Raw genomic sequence first — 17,143 nt, 5'->3', positions numbered from 1 at the left:
AGTAATCCCGGCAGCCTAATGGGTTGGTCAGTATTTGTCAGTGTGTGAGACTTCAGATGATGCGTTTTCGCTGCCTGTTGGTTATCGGCTGTATCTGCCTTCCCTTGATGGCCCGGGCGGTGCCTGCGCCACATATCGCCCAGGCGCAGTGGAGCCCCGCACAACAGCAGTGGCTGGAGCAGCACCGGGAGTTGCGGGTCGGCGTGGTGCTCCAGGCTCCCTACGCCCAGTACGACCGACGGCTGCAACGCTTGTCCGGCGCCAATATCGAACTGATGCAGTGGTTGGCCCAGGCGATGAAGGTCGAGCTGAGCTGGCGCAACTTTGCCGATCAGGCGCAACTGGAAGCGGCGGTGCGCGCCGGTGAAGTGGATATGGCCCCGGGCCTGAGCCAGACCCCGGCCGGCCTGCGGCTCTGGCAGTTTTCCGATCCCTATATGCGCGTGCCGCAACTGGTGGTCGGCGAGCAGAAGGGCGCCGGCGCGGTGGAGCTGGAAAAGCTCGACAGCCAGACCCGCGTGGCGGTGCGCATGCCCAGCGCGGTGGCGGACTACCTGCGGGCGACCTATTCCAACCTCAATCTGCAGGGCGTGCCCCTGGAGCGCCAGGCCCTGCAATTGCTGCTCAGCCAGCAGGCGCGTTATGCGGTGATCGATGAGGCGCAGCTCAGTCGCTTGTCGGCGGAGCCGGAGTTCGCCGGCCTGGCGGTGGTGGGCGATATCGGATTGCCGCAACTGCTGCGGGTGGCGACCCGGCGCGATTGGCCCGAGCTGGCGGACATCGTGCAGCGCGCCTTGCACGGTATCGCCGCCAAGGACCTGGAGCAGCTGCACAATCGCTGGCTGCAGCCCAAGTATCCGCGGCTGAGCGAGTCCCGCGGTTTCTGGCAGAACCTCAGCCTGCTGCTGGCCGTGCTGCTGTTGGCGAGCATGGCCATCGTTATCTGGCAGCGCCGCCAGCAACAGACGCTCGAGCAGCGCCTGCTGACCACCCGCGAGGACCTGGCCCGACGCGAGGCCAGTGAAGAAGCCTTGCGCCTGACCCAGTTCTCCATCGACCAGAGCACGGTGGGCATTCTCTGGGTCAACTGGGACAGTCATGTGCGCTACGCCAACCGCGCGGCCGAGAGCATGCTGGGCTATGCGCCGGGGGCGGTGGTCGACCGGCCGTTGAGCGACTTCGAGCCCAACCTGCACATGGACCGCTGGCTTGGCCTGTGGAAGCGCGCCCGGGCCAGCGAGGACGCGCCGCCCAGCTTCGAGACCCAGTGTGTCCGCGCCGACGGCAGCATCCTGCCGGCCGATGTGTCGCTGAGCTTTCTGCGTTTTCGCGATGGCGAGTACCTGGTGGTTTACCTCACAGACGTCACCGAGCGTCGTCGCGCCCTGGCCGCCCTGCAGGAAAGCGAGGCGCGGTTGCAGGGGATCGCCGCCAATGTGCCGGGGCTGGTGTTCCGCCTGGAACGCGCGCCGGTGACCGGGCAAATCGATTTCGCCTACATCAGCGAAGGCAGCGAGAGCCTGGTGGGTTATTCCCCGGCGACCCTCAGCCACCGCGACATAGGGCTGCGCAGCCTGGTGCACCCGGAGGATCGGGCCAGCTATCACCAGACCCAGGATCATGCCCTGGACACCGACAGCGACTGGTCCTGGCAGGGGCGGATCCTGACCCGCCAGGGCGAACAGCGCTGGGCGGAAATCAAGGCCATCACCCGCCAGCTCGAGGACGGCGCCTATGTCTGGGACGGCATCGTCTGGGACATCAGTGAAAGCAAGCGCATCGAACTGGAGCTGGCCAGTTCGCGCGAACAACTGCGCGAGCTGTCGGCGCACCTGGAAAGCGTGCGCGAAGAGGAAAAGGCGCGTATCGCCCGGGAAGTGCATGACGAGTTGGGGCAGATGCTCACGGTGCTCAAGCTGGAGACCTCGATGTGCGAACTGGCCTACGCGCAGCTTGATCCGGGGCTGCACGAACGCCTGAACAGCATGAAGCGCCTGATCGCCCAGCTGTTCCAGTTGGTGCGCGATGTGGCCACGGCCTTGCGCCCGCCGATTCTCGATGCCGGGATCGCGTCGGCCATCGAGTGGCAGGCGCGGCGTTTCGAGGCGCGCACACAGATTCCTTGCCTGGTGCAGGTGCCCGACAATCTGCCGCTGCTCAGCGACGCCAAGGCCATCGGTCTGTTCCGCATCCTCCAGGAGGCGCTGACCAACGTGATGCGCCATGCACAGGCGCATACTGTCGAACTGACCCTGAGCCTCGAACACGACCAGCTGTGCATGACCATCAGCGACGATGGCCAGGGTTTCGTGGTCGAGGCCGGGCGGCCGACGTCCTTCGGTCTGGTGGGCATGCGCGAGCGGGTGCTGATCATGGGCGGTAGCCTGACCCTGGACAGTCAGCTGGGCGAGGGCACCACCCTGAGCGTGACTGTGCCGCTGGACCTGTAGGCGCGAGCAGATTCACTGCTGCAGAGATCATTACCAATAAGAAGAGGTACGAGCTGTGATCCGTGTACTGGTAGCCGAAGACCACACCATCGTTCGCGAAGGCATCAAGCAGTTGATTGGCCTGGCCAAGGACCTGACGGTGGTGGGGGAGGCGAGCAATGGCGAGCAGCTATTGGAAACCCTGCGCCACGTGCCTTGCGAAGTGGTGCTGTTGGATATTTCCATGCCTGACGTCAACGGCCTGGAGGCGATCCCGCGGATCCGCGCGCTGAACAACCCGCCGGCGATCCTGGTGCTGTCGATGCACGACGAGGCGCAGATGGCGGCCCGGGCGCTGAAGGTGGGGGCGGCCGGTTATGCCACCAAGGACAGCGACCCGGCGCTGCTGCTAACGGCGATCCGCAAGGTGGCGGCGGGCGGGCGTTACATCGACCCGGAGCTGGCCGACCGGATGGTCTTCGAAGTCGGCCTGACGGACACCCGGCCCCTGCATTCCCTGCTATCGGAGCGCGAGTTTTCCGTGTTCGAACGGCTGGCCCAGGGCGCCAACGTCAACGATATCGCCCAACAGCTGGCCTTGAGCAGCAAGACCATCAGCACCCACAAGGCGCGATTAATGCAGAAACTCAACATCACCTCCCTGGCCGAGCTGGTGAAGTACGCGATGGAGCACAAGCTGCTCTGAATGGATCTGTAGCCGCTGCCGCAGGCTGCGATCGACAGCGCAGCTGTCGCTAAACCTGGCCCTGAGGATTTTCAGCTCAATCGCGTTGCCTGGATCACGAGTGCTTCGCCCTCGATCGCAGCCTGCGGCAGCGGCTACACGTACCCATTTGCGACACGAAAACCGGCTTATGGCCATGATCGCCATCAGGCGTGTGCCGGGACTTGTCCAATCGCGCCATCCTTGTAGGGGGATTCCTACAAGGAACCTTCCATCCGGCTGAGGCCAATCTCTCATACCCCCCGATTTGCGCGGCTTGTGGCCTCCACTAGGCTTAGTCCACAGCCGTCAAAAAACAAAAGGTGTGGGTATGAGCGAGGTCGATTCAAGCGCTGGGACGAGTGATGTACTGGTCAGTTTCCGTGGTGTGCAAAAGAGCTACGACGGCGAAAACCTGATCGTCAAAGACCTCAACCTGGACATTCGCAAAGGCGAGTTCCTTACCCTGCTCGGGCCATCCGGCTCCGGCAAGACCACCAGCCTGATGATGCTGGCCGGCTTCGAGACCCCGACCGCCGGGGAAATCCAGCTGGCCGGGCGGGCGATCAACAACGTGCCGCCGCACAAGCGCGATATCGGCATGGTGTTCCAGAACTATGCGCTGTTCCCGCACATGACCGTGGCCGAGAACCTGGCGTTCCCGCTGTCGGTGCGCGGCCTGAGCAAGACCGATATCAGCGAGCGGGTCAAACGCGTGCTGAGCATGGTCCAGCTCGAGTCCTTCGCCCAGCGTTATCCGGCGCAACTGTCCGGTGGCCAGCAGCAGCGGGTGGCCCTGGCCCGGGCGCTGGTGTTCGAGCCGCAGCTGGTACTGATGGACGAACCCCTCGGCGCGCTGGACAAACAACTGCGCGAACACATGCAAATGGAAATCAAGCACCTGCACCAGCGCCTTGGCGTGACCGTGGTCTATGTGACCCACGACCAGGGCGAAGCCCTGACCATGTCCGACCGGGTCGCGGTGTTCCACCAGGGCGAAATCCAGCAGATCGCCCCGCCTCGGACCCTTTACGAAGAGCCGAAGAACACCTTCGTCGCCAACTTCATCGGCGAGAACAACCGCCTCAATGGCCGCCTGCACAGCCACAGCGGTGACCGCTGCGTGGTCGAGCTGGGGCGCGGCGAGAAGGTCGAGGCGCTGGCGGTCAACGTCGGCAAGACCGGCGAGCCGGTGACCCTGTCGATTCGTCCGGAGCGCGTGAGCCTCAACGGCTCCAGCGAGAGCTGTGTCAACCGCTTCTCAGGGAGGGTGGCGGAATTCATCTATCTGGGCGACCACGTCCGGGTTCGCCTGGAAGTCTGTGGCAAGACCGACTTCTTCGTGAAACAGCCGATTGCCGAGCTCGATCCGGAGCTGGCGGTGGGCGATGTGGTTCCGCTTGGCTGGCAGGTCGAGCACGTTCGCGCGCTCGACCCACTTCTAGAGGCGCATTGATCGCCCCCTTGCTTCACCAACCCTGCACGTGGAGAGAACAATAAATGTTGAGATCCCTGAAATTCACCGCTTTGACATTGGGCCTGATGGGCGCATCGCATGCGATGGCGGCGGGCCCGGACCTGACCGTGGTGTCCTTTGGCGGGGCGAACAAGGCGGCCCAGGTCAAGGCTTTCTATGCCCCGTGGGAAGCCGCGGGCAACGGCAAGATCGTCGCTGGCGAATACAACGGTGAGATGGCCAAGGTCAAAGCCATGGTCGACACCAAGAGCGTGTCCTGGGACCTGGTGGAAGTCGAGTCGCCGGAACTGTCCCGCGGTTGCGACGAAGACATGTTCGAGCAGCTCGACCCCGAGCTGTTCGGCAAGCCCGAGGATTACGTCAAGGGCGCGATCCAGCCTTGTGGAGTGGGTTTCTTCGTCTGGTCGACCGTCCTGGCCTATAACGCCGACAAGCTGAAGACCGCGCCGACCAGCTGGGCGGATTTCTGGGACACCAAGAAATTCCCGGGCAAGCGCGGCCTGCGCAAGGGCGCCAAGTACACCCTGGAATTCGCCCTGATGGCCGACGGCGTCGCGCCCAAGGATGTGTACAAGGTGCTGGCCGGCAAGGACGGCCAGGATCGTGCCTTCAAGAAGCTCGATGAACTCAAGCCGAGCATCCAGTGGTGGGAAGCCGGCGCCCAGCCGCCGCAGTACCTGGCTTCCGGTGACGTGGTCATGAGCTCGGCCTACAACGGCCGGATCGCCGCGGTACAGAAGGAAAGCAACCTGAAGGTCGTGTGGAACGGCGGTATCTACGACTTCGACGCCTGGGCCATTCCGAAGGGCCTGGACAAGACCCGCGCGGAAGCGGCGAAGAAGTTCATCGCCTTCTCGGTGCAGCCGCAGCAGCAGAAGACCTACTCGGAAAACATCGCCTACGGTCCGGCCAACACCCAGGCGGTACCGCTGCTGGCCAAGGACATCCTGAAAGACATGCCGACCACTCCGGAAAACATCGCCAACCAGGTGCAGATCGACGTCAGCTTCTGGGCTGACAACGGTGAGCAACTGGAACAGCGTTTCAACTCGTGGGCGGCCAAGTAAGGCGTCATGCATGGGCGGCGTCACCCGCGGATGACGCCGTTACCGTTTAAAGATTTGCGGAGTTCGTCATGGCCATTAGCGTTCCCCTGAACGAGGTCACCAGCCCCAGCCTCAAGCAGCGCCTGGCGCGTGCCGAGCGGGTCAACCGCTGGAAAGCGCAAGCGTTGATCGCGCCGCTGGTGCTGTTCCTGCTGCTGGTGTTTCTCGTGCCTATCGCCGCGCTGCTGTACAAGAGCGTCGGTAACCCGGAAGTGGTCGAAGGCATGCCGCGCACCGTGGTCGCCGTGGCCGGTTGGGACGGACGCGGCCTGCCGGCCGAGCCGGTGTACAAGGCGCTGAGCGAGGACCTGGCCGAAGCGCGCAAGCAGCAAACCTTGGGCGACCTGTCCAAGCGACTGAACATGGAGTTGGCCGGCTATCGCAGCCTGCTGACCAAAACCGCCCGGGCCCTGCCGTTCAAGGAGGAACCGGCTTCCTATAAAGAAGCGCTGGAGGCCATCGACGAGCGTTGGGGCGACCCGGCCTACTGGCAGGCGGTACGCCGCAACACCAGCAGCCTGACGCCGTTCTACCTGTTGGCTGCCGTCGACCATCGGATCGACGACCTGGGGGAGATCGCCCCGGCGACCCCTGACCAGGCCATCTACCTGGATATCTTCGCCCGGACTTTCTGGATGGGCCTGGTGATTACCGGCATCTGCCTGGTGCTGGCTTATCCCCTGGCGTACCTGCTGGCCAACCTGCCGGCGCGCCAGAGCAACCTGCTGATGATTCTGGTGCTGCTGCCGTTCTGGACTTCGATCCTGGTGCGCGTGGCGGCGTGGATCGTGCTGCTGCAATCGGGCGGCCTGATCAACAGCGCGCTGATGGACATGGGCGTGATCGACAAGCCGCTGGAGCTGGTGTTCAACCGCACCGGGGTCTACATCTCCATGGTGCACATCCTGCTGCCGTTCATGATCCTGCCGATCTACAGCGTGATGAAAGGCATCTCGCCGACCTATATGCGCGCGGCGATTTCCCTCGGCTGTCACCCGTTCGCCAGCTTCTGGCGGGTGTATTTCCCGCAGACCTATGCCGGCGTCGGCGCCGGTTGCCTGCTGGTGTTCATCCTCGCCATCGGCTACTACATCACCCCGGCGCTGCTGGGCAGCCCGAACGACCAGATGGTCAGCTACTTCGTCGCCTTCTACACCAACACCAGCATCAACTGGGGCATGGCGACCGCGCTGGGCGGCCTGCTGCTGTTGGCGACCATCGTGCTGTATCTGATTTACAGCTGGCTGGTGGGCGCCAGTCGCCTGCGCCTGAGCTAAGGAGAGAATCGAAATGCTGAGCCCTTACATGTCGCCCGTCGAGCGGGTCTGGTTCTACAGCTTGCGGATTCTCTGCGGCGTGATCCTGTTGTTCCTGATCCTGCCGGTGCTGGTGATCATTCCGCTGTCGTTCAACTCGGGCAGCTTCCTGGTGTACCCGCTGCAAGGTTTCTCGCTGCAGTGGTATCACGACTTCTTCGGCTCGGCGGAATGGATGCGCGCCCTGAAGAACAGCATCATCGTCGCCCCGGCGGCCACGGTGCTGGCGATGGTCTTCGGCACGCTGGCGGCGATTGGCCTGACCCGCGGCGACTTCCCCGGCAAGGCGCTGGTGATGGCGCTGGTGATTTCGCCGATGGTGGTGCCGGTGGTGATCATCGGCGTGGCCAGCTACCTGTTCTTCGCGCCCCTGGGCATGGGTAACAGCTTCTTCTCGCTGATCATTGTCCACGCCGTGCTGGGCGTGCCGTTCGTGATCATCACGGTCTCGGCCACCTTGCAGGGCTTCAACCAGAACCTGGTGCGGGCCGCGGCCAGCCTTGGCGCTTCGCCGCTGACGGCGTTCCGCCGGGTGACCCTGCCGTTGATCGCGCCGGGGGTGATCAGCGGCGCGCTGTTCGCCTTTGCTACTTCGTTCGATGAAGTGGTGGTCACGCTGTTTCTTGCCGGCCCCGAGCAAGCCACCTTGCCCCGGCAGATGTTCAGCGGTATCCGCGAAAACCTCAGCCCGACCATCGCCGCCGCGGCGACACTGCTGATCGCCTTCTCGGTGATTCTGCTGCTGACCCTGGAGTGGCTGCGTGGCCGCAGCGAAAAACTGCGTACCGCATCGGTCTGATCGCCACTGACAGATCGCTCCCGCGCCGGCCGTGGGAGCGCTCTGTTGCGGCATTCACCGCGCAAATAGCAGACAACACCGAATCCCCAGCTACTCTTGTGCCAGCTCCCCCCTATATAAGAGGCCGCGCACATGAGTCTTTCCTCTTTCAAAATCGCCCACAAACTGCTCACCGGCTCCGCCGCGATCGAGCAACTGTCCACCGAACTGAACCGCCTGGATGTCGATAACCCGCTGATCGTCACTGATGCCGCGCTGGTCAAGTCCGGTACCGTGGAGCTGGCGCTGGCGCAACTGGGGGGGCGGGACTACGAGATTTTCGACCGGGTGCTGCCCGACCCGGAAATCGCCATCGTCGAAGACTGCATGCAGGTTTACCGTGAGGGCGGGCACGACGGGCTGATCGGCCTGGGCGGCGGCAGCGCCATCGATATCGCCAAAAGCGTCGCGGCCTACGCCGGTTATCACGGGGCACTGGAGGATCTGTTCGGGATCGACCAGGTGCCGCGCAAGGGGCCGCCGCTGATTGCCATTCCCACCACGGCGGGCACCGGCTCCGAAGTCACCAATGTGGCGATTCTCTCGGACAAGGTCGCGCAGCTGAAAAAGGGCATTGTCAGTGACTATCTGTTGCCGGATGTGGCGCTGGTCAGCCCGCAGATGACCCTGACCTGCCCGCGCAGTGTGACTGCCGCCAGTGGTGTCGATGCCCTGGTGCACGCCATCGAGTCCTACCTGTCGCTCAACGCTTCGCCCATCACCGACTCCCTGGCCCTTGGCGCCATCAAGCTGATCGCCCAGGCGCTGCCCAAGGCGTACGCCAATCCTGCCCACCTGCAGGCCCGCGAAGACATGGCCACCGCCAGCCTGATGGCCGGCATGGCCTTCGGCAACGCCGGGGTCGGCGCGGTGCACGCGCTGGCTTATCCACTGGGCGGGCGCTTCAACATCGCCCATGGCGTCAGCAATGCCTTGCTGCTGCCGTACGTCATGACCTGGAACAAGATGGCCTGTGTCGAGCGCATGCAGGATATCGCCGAGGCCATGGGGGTGAAGACCGCTCATCTGAGCGCGGCCGAGGCGGCCGACAAAGCGGTCGAGGCCATGACCCAGCTCTGCGCCGCGGTGGAGATTCCCTCGGGGCTGCGCAGCTTCGGGGTGCCGGAGGAGGCGATTCCGTCCATGGCGGTGGAGGCCGCGGGGATCGAGCGCTTGATGCGCAACAACCCGCGCAAACTGAGTCCGGGCGATATAGAGAAGATCTATCGCGCGGCTTACTGATCATCGCGGTCACGGTGCGCGCGCCAAAGCATGAGGTATACAATGCGCGCCACCGTGATTCTGCTCAAAAAGGTGCGTCATGCAGCCCTTCGCAATTGCTCCGTCGATCCTCTCCGCCGATTTCGCCCGCCTGGGCGAGGAAGTGGACAATGTTCTCGCCGCTGGCGCCGATATCGTGCACTTCGATGTCATGGACAACCATTACGTGCCCAACCTGACCATCGGTCCGATGGTCTGCGCTGCCCTGCGTAAGTACGGCATCACCGCGCCGATCGACGCCCACCTGATGGTGAGCCCGGTGGATCGCATCATCGGCGACTTCATCGAGGCCGGTGCGACTTACATCACCTTTCACCCGGAAGCCACGCTGCACGTCGACCGTTCCCTGCAGATGATCCGCGAAGGCGGCTGCAAGGCTGGCCTGGTGTTCAACCCGGCCACCCCGCTGGACGTGCTCAAGTACGTCATGGACAAGGTCGACATGGTCCTGCTGATGAGCGTCAACCCGGGTTTCGGCGGCCAGAAGTTCATTCCGGGCACCCTCGACAAGCTGCGTGAGGCCCGTGCCCTGATCGATGCTTCCGGTCGCGATATCCGCCTGGAAATCGACGGCGGGGTGAATGTGCACAACATTCGCGAAATCGCTGCCGCGGGCGCCGATACTTTCGTCGCGGGCTCGGCGATCTTCAATGCGCCGAACTACCGGGACGTGATCGAGAAGATGCGCGCCGAACTGGCGCTGGCCCGTCCATGAGCGGTTTCGAGCAGCTGTTCCCGGGGCGTCTGCCGCGGCTGGTGATGTTCGACCTGGACGGCACCCTGGTCGATTCGGTTCCCGACCTCGCGGCGGCCGTGGACGACATGCTGCTCAAGCTGGGACGCCCGCCGGCCGGTATCGAGGCGGTGCGCGAATGGGTCGGTAACGGCGTGCAGATGCTGGTGCGCCGGGCCCTGGCCAACGACATCGCGGCGCAGGGCGTCGACGATGTCGAGGCGGAGCGCGGGCTGGAGCTGTTCAACAGCGCCTATGAGGATGGCCACGAACTGACCGTGGTCTACCCCGGCGTGCGCGACACCCTCAAATGGCTGCACAAGCAGGGCGTGGAAATGGCGCTGATCACCAACAAGCCGGAGCGTTTCGTCGCGCCCTTGCTGGATCAGATGAAGATCGGCCGTTATTTCCGCTGGATCATCGGTGGCGATACCCTGCCGCAGAAGAAACCCGACCCGGCAGCGCTGTTCTTCGTCATGAAAATGGCCAGTATCCCAGCCTCGCAATCGTTGTTCGTCGGTGACTCGCGCAGCGACGTGCAGGCAGCAAAAGCCGCGGGTGTGAAGTGCGTGGCATTGAGCTATGGCTACAACCACGGACGGCCGATTGCCGAGGAAATGCCAGCCCTGGTGATCGACGATCTGCGCCAGCTAATTCCCGGTTGCCTGGATCCGGCCGCTGAGATAACGTTGCCCGACGCTGTTCAATCCCCTCCTGGAAACGCCATCGTGGTGGTCACTCGCAAACTCTGGATGAAAGTCATCAAGGCCCTGGCCCGTTGGCGTTGGCGCGCCTGACTTGTTCCTGGCCGGTCTTCCGGCGCGTTTGCATACCTGACTGTTAGAACCTCAAGCCACGAGGCACCCCATGATCCGCGAAGAATTCCTGCGTTTGGCCGCTGCCGGCTACAACCGCATCCCGCTTGCCTGCGAAACCCTGGCCGACTTCGACACGCCGCTGTCGATCTACCTGAAACTGGCCGACGAGCCCAACTCCTACCTGCTGGAGTCGGTGCAGGGCGGCGAGAAATGGGGCCGTTATTCGATCATCGGCTTGCCCTGCCGCACCGTGCTGCGGGTGCATGACCACCATGTCAGCATCACCGTCGATGGCGTCGAGACCGAAAGCCATGACGTGGCCGACCCGCTGGCGTTCGTCGAAGAGTTCAAGGCGCGCTACCAGGTGCCGACCATCGCTGGCCTGCCGCGTTTCAACGGTGGCCTGGTCGGCTACTTCGGCTACGACTGTGTGCGTTATGTGGAGAAGCGCCTGGGCAAATGTCCGAACCCGGATCCGATCGGCGTGCCGGACATTCTGCTGATGGTCTCCGACGCCGTGGTGGTGTTCGATAACCTTGCCGGCAAGATGCACGCCATCGTCCTCGCCGACCCGTCCCGGGACGATGCCTTCGAGCAAGGCCAGGCACGCCTGCAAGCGTTGCTGGAGAAGCTGCGCCAGCCCATGACCCCGCGTCCTGGCCTGGACTTCAGCAAGCAGCAGGCGGCCGACCCGGTGTTTCGCTCCAGCTTCACCCAGGGTGACTACGAGCGTGCCGTCGATACCATCAAGGAGTACATCCTGGCGGGCGACTGCATGCAGGTGGTGCCGTCGCAGCGCATGTCCATCGATTTCAAGGCGGCGCCGATCGACCTGTATCGCGCCCTGCGTTGCTTCAATCCGACGCCTTACATGTACTTCTTCAACTTCGGCGACTTCCATGTGGTCGGCAGTTCGCCGGAAGTGCTGGTGCGGGTCGAAGACAACCTGATCACCGTTCGCCCGATCGCCGGCACCCGTCCACGTGGCGCCAACGAAGAGGCGGATCTGGCGCTGGAGAAGGACCTGTTGTCCGACGACAAGGAAATCGCCGAACACCTGATGCTGATCGACCTGGGGCGCAACGACACCGGGCGGGTTTCCGAGATCGGTTCGGTGAAGCTCACCGAGAAGATGGTGATCGAGCGTTATTCCAACGTGATGCACATCGTTTCCAACGTCACTGGCCAGTTGAAGGCCGGCCTGACCGCGATGGACGCGCTGCGGGCGATTCTGCCAGCGGGCACCTTGTCCGGCGCGCCGAAGATCCGCGCGATGGAAATCATCGACGAGCTGGAGCCGGTCAAACGGGGTGTGTATGGCGGGGCGGTGGGGTATTTCGCCTGGAACGGCAACATGGACACGGCCATCGCCATTCGTACGGCGGTGATCAAGGACGGCGAGCTGCATGTGCAGGCCGGTGGCGGTATCGTCGCCGACTCGGTGCCTGCGCTGGAATGGGAAGAAACCCTGAACAAGCGTCGCGCTATGTTCCGCGCGGTGGTTTTGGCTGAGCAGACGCCCGATAGCTGAGTTGGACAACGAGCCATAAAAAACGCTGCCTCCTCACGGGGGCAGCGTTTTTTATTGCCTGCTCTCTACTAGAAGTCGAGGCTGACCCCGACGTTGATGCCCTGTTGGGTGAAGTCATCGTCCTTGCGGACGTTGTAGCTGGCGCGCAAGGCCAGGTCCTGCGTGAGCTTGTGGCTGACCCCGAGGTTCAGGCGGTTGAGGTTGGTCTGCGGGGTATAGCCTTCGAGGGTGTAGCGGTTATCCGGCAGGCTGTTGAGGGCCATGGTCAGCTTCTGGGTATCGTCCTCGTATTCCTTTTCATGGGCGATTTCGCCGAACACCTGGGTTTGCCGGGTGATCTGGTACTTGCCCTGCAGGCCGATGCCCAGGCGCCGTGAGGTGCGTTTCTGGTCGTCGAAGGTCAGTGCGGTGGAGTCGTTGCCATCCTCGGAATAGCCGTCGACCTTGACCCGCGCGTAGTCGGCGCTGATGAACGGCGACAGGTGCCACGGGCTGCTGGCCTGCTGCGCGATGTCGTAGCCCAGGCGAGCGCTGAAGGCCAGGACATCGCCGCTGGTGTCGCCTTTTTCTCCGCGCTCGTTGGGGCCCAGGTCGAATGTGCGCTTGAGGTTGTCGTAGTCCAGGTGCCCGGCGGTGGCTGCCGCGTCGGCCCACCAGCGGTTTTGCTGGTACTGGACGAAGGCGGTGCCCAGATAGGTGTTGAGTTTGTAGTCTGAGTCGTTGTTGCCGGCCTCGAGCTTCTGCCGATAGGCGCCGGCCAGCACACCCACTCGCCAGACCTCGTCGAGCCGGTAGCTGCCGCCGATGTTCAGGTTGAAACCGTTGCCGTCGGCGCTGGCGCCGCTGCGCTGGCTGTCGAAGTCCTGGTGCTGGCCACCCGCGGCGACAATCGCCCGCCATTGCCCCACGCCCTGCCAGTTTTCCCAGTCAGCCTGCCATTGGTTGCGCAGCTCATCCTGATGCGCGCGCAGGGTGCCCTGGGCCATTTCCGGGAGCAGGGTTATTTCCCAGGGCGCCGCCAGCAATGAGTAAGCGTAATCGGCGATCAGCCGCTGGCCGGCTTCGGTGGGGTGGACCGCGTCGTTGTAGATCAGCTTGCTCGGGTCCGGCGTGGCGCTGTGAATGCCATAGCGGGCGTTTTCCGTGCAGCCATTGCCACTGAAGCAGGTGGCGGTGAGGTTCTGGTCGGTGGCCAGGCCGAACTGTGCCGGGTTGGCGAAGCTTTCCTTCAACAGCACGGGAATGTTGAGGGGAATGACTTCGGCATCGACCGTCTGCAGCTGTCGGACCAGTTCGGTATTGAATTGGGCACTGAGCTGGGAAGTGAACCCTTGCAACGGGCTGCCGTTGATTGCCGGGGTCAGGCCGATGTCCGGCAGCAGCCAGACCATGATGTAGCGGGCGCCGGCCTGTTGCAGGGTTTGCACGCTGTCCACCAGGCGGCCGGCCGCGGCGTTGGCCTGGTCAAGGCTGGTGACGCGGCCCTGGAGGAAGTCGTTGCCACCGCCCGACAGGTAATAGAGGGCGTTCGGGTCGGCGCGGAAATCGTTGGCCAGCAGATAACCCGGGCGGCTACGGCTGCCGGCGGTCGAGGTGGTGGTAATCGAATCGAGAATCTGGTCGGTGCGATAACCGCCGACTGCCCAGTTATTGCCGTCAGGCAGGCCTTCGCTGGCGCGGGTGGACGAGGTCGAGGCGGCGAGCTGGTCGTCGGAGAAGCCCAGCTTGGCACCGAGCAATTGCGTCGAGTTGGCGGAACGAACTTCCCCGCTGCCATCCAGATAGACCGGCCCGGTGCGGTTGGTGAAACGTTGGGTGGCTCCCGCGGGGCCGCCGGGATCAACGAACTGCCCGGCATCGCTGAGGCTGTCGCCGAACACGATAAAGCTGGAATAGGGGGCGGGGGCTGCGATCGCTTGAGCGCAGGCCAGGGACAAAAGACTGCTGGCGAGTGGTGCGAACAACGTCTTTCTGATCATGAGCAAGTCCGTTTTATTTATTGTTGTAGAGATCGAAACGACAGTACCAAAAACTTTTGCGTTTCAGTTATGGCTATAAGCCATATCGCTTGTTTATCCGGGCGCGGGCCCCGCCATATTGCACCCTCTGCTCAGCTAAGTTACTGTGCCTGAACGTATGAATGAGACCTTCCCCGTGTTGATCGTCAGCAAACTCTTGATGCGAGTTGTTAAGGCACACGCCCGTTGGCGTTGGCGCGCCTAACTTTTCTCTGCCGGCCCGGCCGGACCTGTACCGTTTTGCCTTCTTTACCCCCTGTTCGACTCCGCTTGTGCTGGTTGAGTGATTGCAACCTCCGGCGGGCCTGCCAGCGGGCAATCCACTGAAGGCTGTATTAAAAGTCAGTGAGTTCAAGAGGTTGTAATCCCCATGTTGCTGATGATCGATAACTACGACTCCTTTACCTATAACGTTGTGCAATACCTTGGCGAGCTGGGTGCCGAGGTCAAGGTGGTGCGCAACGACGAACTGACCGTGGCTGAAATCGAAGCGCTCAACCCTGAGCGGATCGTCGTGTCGCCCGGTCCTTGCACGCCGACCGAAGCCGGTGTGTCCATCGAAGCGATCAAGCATTTCGCCGGCAAGCTGCCGATCCTGGGTGTCTGCCTGGGCCACCAGTCCATTGGCCAAGCCTTTGGCGGCGACGTGGTGCGCGCGCGGCAGGTGATGCACGGTAAGACTAGCCCGGTATTTCACCAGGACAAGGGCGTATTCGCCGGTCTGAACCATCCGCTGACCGTGACCCGTTACCATTCCCTGGTGGTCAAGCACGATACGTTGCCGGACTGCCTCGAACTGACCGCCTGGACCCAACTGGAAGACGGCTCCGTCGACGAGATCATGGGGCTGCGCCACAAGACGCTGAACATCGAGGGTGTGCAGTTTCACCCCGAGTCTATTCTCACCGAGCAGGGCCACGAGCTGTTCGCCAACTTCCTCAAACAGAGCGGCGGCACGCGCTAAGGACTTTCCATGGATATCAAGACTGCCCTGAGCCGTATCGTCGGCCATCTCGATCTGAGCACCGATGAAATGCGCCAGGTCATGCGTGAAATCATGACCGGCCAGTGCACCGATGCACAGATTGGCGCCTTCATGATGGCCATGCGCATGAAAAGCGAAAGCATCGACGAAATCGTCGGCGCTGTTTCGGTCATGCGCGAGCTGGCGGACAAGGTCGAGCTGAAAACCCTCGACGGTGTGGTCGATGTGGTCGGCACCGGCGGTGATGGTGCGAACATTTTCAACGTGTCCACGGCTTCTTCCTTTGTAGTCGCCGCAGCCGGTTGCACGGTGGCCAAGCACGGCAACCGCGCGGTGTCCGGGAAAAGCGGCAGTGCCGACCTGCTCGAATCCGCCGGTATCTACCTGAACCTGACGCCGGTACAGGTCGCCCGCTGTATCGACAACGTCGGCATCGGCTTCATGTTCGCCCAGTCCCATCACGGTGCCATGAAGTACGCCGCTGGCCCGCGCCGCGATCTCGGCCTGCGCACCCTGTTCAACATGCTTGGCCCGCTTACGAATCCGGCCGGTGTGAAACATCAGGTGGTGGGGGTGTTCACTCAGGCGTTGTGCCGGCCGTTGGCCGAGGTTTTGCAACGCCTGGGCAGCAAGCACGTGCTGGTGGTGCACTCTCAGGATGGCCTGGATGAATTCAGCCTCGCCGCGCCGACCTTCGTCGCCGAGCTGAAGGACGACCAGATCACTGAATATTGGGTTCAGCCCGAAGACCTCGGCATAAAGAGTCAGAGCTTGTTCGGCCTGGTGGTCGAAAGCCCGGCGGCATCGCTCGAGCTGATTCGCGATGCCCTGGGGCGACGCAAGACCGAGCACGGGCAGAAGGCGGCGGAGATGATCGTGCTCAATGCCGGTGCCGCGCTCTATGCGGCGGACCATGCCAGCAGCCTGAAAGAGGGCGTGGCCCTGGCCCATGACGCTTTGCACACCGGGCTGGCTCGCGAGAAGCTTGAGGAGTTGGGTGCCTTTACCGCGGTATTCAAGCAGGAGAATGAAGGATGAGTGTGCCGACGGTTCTGGAAAAAATCCTCGCCCGCAAGGTCGAGGAAGTGGCTGAGCGTAGTGCACGAGTAAGCCTGGCCGAACTCGAAGGCCAGGCCCGTGCCGCGGATGCGCCGCGCGGCTTTGCCAAGGCGCTGCTTGACCAGGCCAGGCTCAAGCAGCCGGCTGTGATCGCCGAAATCAAGAAGGCCTCGCCGAGCAAAGGCGTGATCCGCGAGCATTTCGTGCCGGCAGAGATCGCCAAGAGCTATGAGAAGGGCGGCGCGACCTGCCTGTCGGTACTCACCGATATCGATTATTTCCAGGGCGCCGATGCCTATCTGCAACAGGCGCGTGCCGCCTGTTCGTTGCCGGTGATTCGCAAGGACTTCATGATCGATCCGTACCAGATCGTCGAAGCCCGCGCATTGGGGGCCGACTGCGTGCTGTTGATCGTGGCCGCGCTGGATGATGCCAGGATGGCTGAACTGGCTGCCGTGGCCAAAGGCGTGGGTCTCGATATGCTGGTCGAAGTGCATGATGGCGACGAGCTGGAGCGTGCCCTGAAAACCCTCGACACGCCGCTGGTGGGCATCAACAACCGTAACCTGCACACCTTCGAGGTCAATCTGGAGACCACCCTCGATCTGTTGCCGCAGATTCCGCGCGATCGTCTGGTGATCACCGAGAGCGGTATCCTCAACCGGGCCGATGTCGAGCTGATGGAAATCAGCGACGTCTACTCCTTCCTGGTGGGCGAGGCCTTCATGCGCGCCGAAAGCCCTGGCCTGGAGTTGCAACGCCTGTTCTTCCCGGAACGTGGCGTGCCGGTGAGCGGTTCGACCCTGGACTGAACCTGAGTTGATGAAG

14 protein-coding genes are annotated in these 17,143 nt (G+C 63.0%); 13 read left to right on the top strand and 1 reads right to left on the bottom strand.

Features of this window, described 5'->3' with window-relative positions:
* The first annotated feature begins 56 nt into the window (after positions 1-56).
* The 10 genes from CRO75_RS10160 (at position 57) to trpE (ending at position 12,253) form a co-directional block, all read left to right on the top strand.
* On the top strand, positions 57-2,450 hold the full coding sequence (locus tag CRO75_RS10160; protein WP_097135137.1) for a transporter substrate-binding domain-containing protein: 2,394 nt from the start codon (positions 57-59) through the stop codon (positions 2,448-2,450).
* Positions 2,451-2,505: 55 nt separating this feature from the next.
* Positions 2,506-3,135 carry a response regulator transcription factor gene (locus tag CRO75_RS10155; RefSeq protein WP_097135136.1) on the top strand — a complete coding sequence of 210 codons (630 nt, stop codon included), beginning with the start codon at positions 2,506-2,508 and terminating at the stop codon, positions 3,133-3,135.
* Positions 3,136-3,484: 349 nt separating this feature from the next.
* Positions 3,485-4,609, top strand: a complete 1,125-nt coding sequence (locus tag CRO75_RS10150) for an ABC transporter ATP-binding protein (RefSeq protein WP_007926151.1) — start codon at positions 3,485-3,487, stop codon at positions 4,607-4,609.
* 44 nt (positions 4,610-4,653) lie between these two features.
* Positions 4,654-5,697, top strand: coding sequence for an ABC transporter substrate-binding protein (locus tag CRO75_RS10145; RefSeq protein WP_009045873.1), 1,044 nt, complete (start codon positions 4,654-4,656; stop codon positions 5,695-5,697).
* Positions 5,698-5,765: 68 nt separating this feature from the next.
* Positions 5,766-7,013, top strand: coding sequence for an ABC transporter permease (locus CRO75_RS10140; RefSeq protein WP_097135135.1), 1,248 nt, complete (start codon positions 5,766-5,768; stop codon positions 7,011-7,013).
* Positions 7,014-7,026: 13 nt separating this feature from the next.
* Positions 7,027-7,851: an ABC transporter permease gene (locus CRO75_RS10135; protein ID WP_009045871.1), complete on the top strand. Its 825-nt coding sequence runs from the start codon at positions 7,027-7,029 to the stop codon at positions 7,849-7,851.
* A gap of 132 nt (positions 7,852-7,983) precedes the next feature.
* A complete protein-coding gene (locus CRO75_RS10130) occupies positions 7,984-9,132 on the top strand; it encodes an iron-containing alcohol dehydrogenase (protein ID WP_097135134.1) in 1,149 nt (382 codons plus the stop codon).
* A 79-nt stretch (positions 9,133-9,211) separates the two neighbouring features.
* On the top strand, positions 9,212-9,886 hold the full coding sequence (rpe, locus tag CRO75_RS10125; protein ID WP_007926156.1) for a ribulose-phosphate 3-epimerase: 675 nt from the start codon (positions 9,212-9,214) through the stop codon (positions 9,884-9,886).
* A complete protein-coding gene (locus CRO75_RS10120; RefSeq protein ID WP_097135133.1) occupies positions 9,883-10,701 on the top strand; it encodes a phosphoglycolate phosphatase in 819 nt (272 codons plus the stop codon). The genes rpe and CRO75_RS10120 overlap by 4 nt, the downstream gene beginning before the upstream one ends.
* Positions 10,702-10,771: 70 nt before the next feature.
* The gene (gene trpE / locus CRO75_RS10115) at positions 10,772-12,253 is read left to right on the top strand and encodes an anthranilate synthase component I (protein ID WP_097135132.1); all 1,482 of its coding nucleotides are present in this window, start codon (positions 10,772-10,774) and stop codon (positions 12,251-12,253) included.
* 68 nt (positions 12,254-12,321) lie between these two features.
* On the opposite strand, the gene estP is transcribed toward trpE, so the two are convergent.
* Positions 12,322-14,232: an esterase EstP gene (gene estP / locus CRO75_RS10110; RefSeq protein ID WP_097135131.1), complete on the bottom strand. Its 1,911-nt coding sequence runs from the start codon at positions 14,230-14,232 to the stop codon at positions 12,322-12,324.
* A gap of 409 nt (positions 14,233-14,641) precedes the next feature.
* Here estP and CRO75_RS10105 point away from each other — a divergent pair, with 409 nt between their 5' ends.
* From CRO75_RS10105 to trpC, 3 genes are read left to right on the top strand one after another with little or no spacing between them, the layout of a single operon-like run.
* Positions 14,642-15,235 carry an aminodeoxychorismate/anthranilate synthase component II gene (locus CRO75_RS10105; protein WP_007930170.1) on the top strand — a complete coding sequence of 198 codons (594 nt, stop codon included), beginning with the start codon at positions 14,642-14,644 and terminating at the stop codon, positions 15,233-15,235.
* Between the two features lie 9 nt (positions 15,236-15,244).
* Positions 15,245-16,294 carry an anthranilate phosphoribosyltransferase gene (gene trpD, locus CRO75_RS10100; protein WP_009045865.1) on the top strand — a complete coding sequence of 350 codons (1,050 nt, stop codon included), beginning with the start codon at positions 15,245-15,247 and terminating at the stop codon, positions 16,292-16,294.
* Complete coding sequence (trpC, locus tag CRO75_RS10095; RefSeq protein WP_097135130.1) at positions 16,291-17,127, top strand: indole-3-glycerol phosphate synthase TrpC; 837 nt, start codon at positions 16,291-16,293, stop codon at positions 17,125-17,127. Before trpD ends, trpC begins: the two co-directional genes overlap by 4 nt.
* The last annotated feature ends 16 nt before the right edge of the window (positions 17,128-17,143 follow it).

Source organism: Pseudomonas sp. LAMO17WK12:I10 (assembly GCF_900215185.1).
Classification (GTDB): domain Bacteria; phylum Pseudomonadota; class Gammaproteobacteria; order Pseudomonadales; family Pseudomonadaceae; genus Aquipseudomonas; species Aquipseudomonas chlororaphis.
The sequence above is the reverse complement of the archived record's forward strand: the minus strand, read 5'-3'. Positions and strand labels throughout refer to the sequence as shown.

Coding starts and splice junctions, on each gene's coding strand:
- CRO75_RS10160 (WP_097135137.1), top strand. CDS start 57: ATGATGCGTTTTCGCTGCCTGTTGGTTATCGGCTGTATCTGCCTTCCC.
- CRO75_RS10150 (WP_007926151.1), top strand. CDS start 3,485: ATGAGCGAGGTCGATTCAAGCGCTGGGACGAGTGATGTACTGGTCAGT.
- CRO75_RS10145 (WP_009045873.1), top strand. CDS start 4,654: ATGTTGAGATCCCTGAAATTCACCGCTTTGACATTGGGCCTGATGGGC.
- CRO75_RS10140 (WP_097135135.1), top strand. CDS start 5,766: ATGGCCATTAGCGTTCCCCTGAACGAGGTCACCAGCCCCAGCCTCAAG.
- CRO75_RS10135 (WP_009045871.1), top strand. CDS start 7,027: ATGCTGAGCCCTTACATGTCGCCCGTCGAGCGGGTCTGGTTCTACAGC.
- CRO75_RS10130 (WP_097135134.1), top strand. CDS start 7,984: ATGAGTCTTTCCTCTTTCAAAATCGCCCACAAACTGCTCACCGGCTCC.
- rpe (WP_007926156.1), top strand. CDS start 9,212: ATGCAGCCCTTCGCAATTGCTCCGTCGATCCTCTCCGCCGATTTCGCC.
- CRO75_RS10120 (WP_097135133.1), top strand. CDS start 9,883: ATGAGCGGTTTCGAGCAGCTGTTCCCGGGGCGTCTGCCGCGGCTGGTG.
- trpE (WP_097135132.1), top strand. CDS start 10,772: ATGATCCGCGAAGAATTCCTGCGTTTGGCCGCTGCCGGCTACAACCGC.
- estP (WP_097135131.1), bottom strand. CDS start 14,232: ATGATCAGAAAGACGTTGTTCGCACCACTCGCCAGCAGTCTTTTGTCC.
- CRO75_RS10105 (WP_007930170.1), top strand. CDS start 14,642: ATGTTGCTGATGATCGATAACTACGACTCCTTTACCTATAACGTTGTG.
- trpD (WP_009045865.1), top strand. CDS start 15,245: ATGGATATCAAGACTGCCCTGAGCCGTATCGTCGGCCATCTCGATCTG.
- trpC (WP_097135130.1), top strand. CDS start 16,291: ATGAGTGTGCCGACGGTTCTGGAAAAAATCCTCGCCCGCAAGGTCGAG.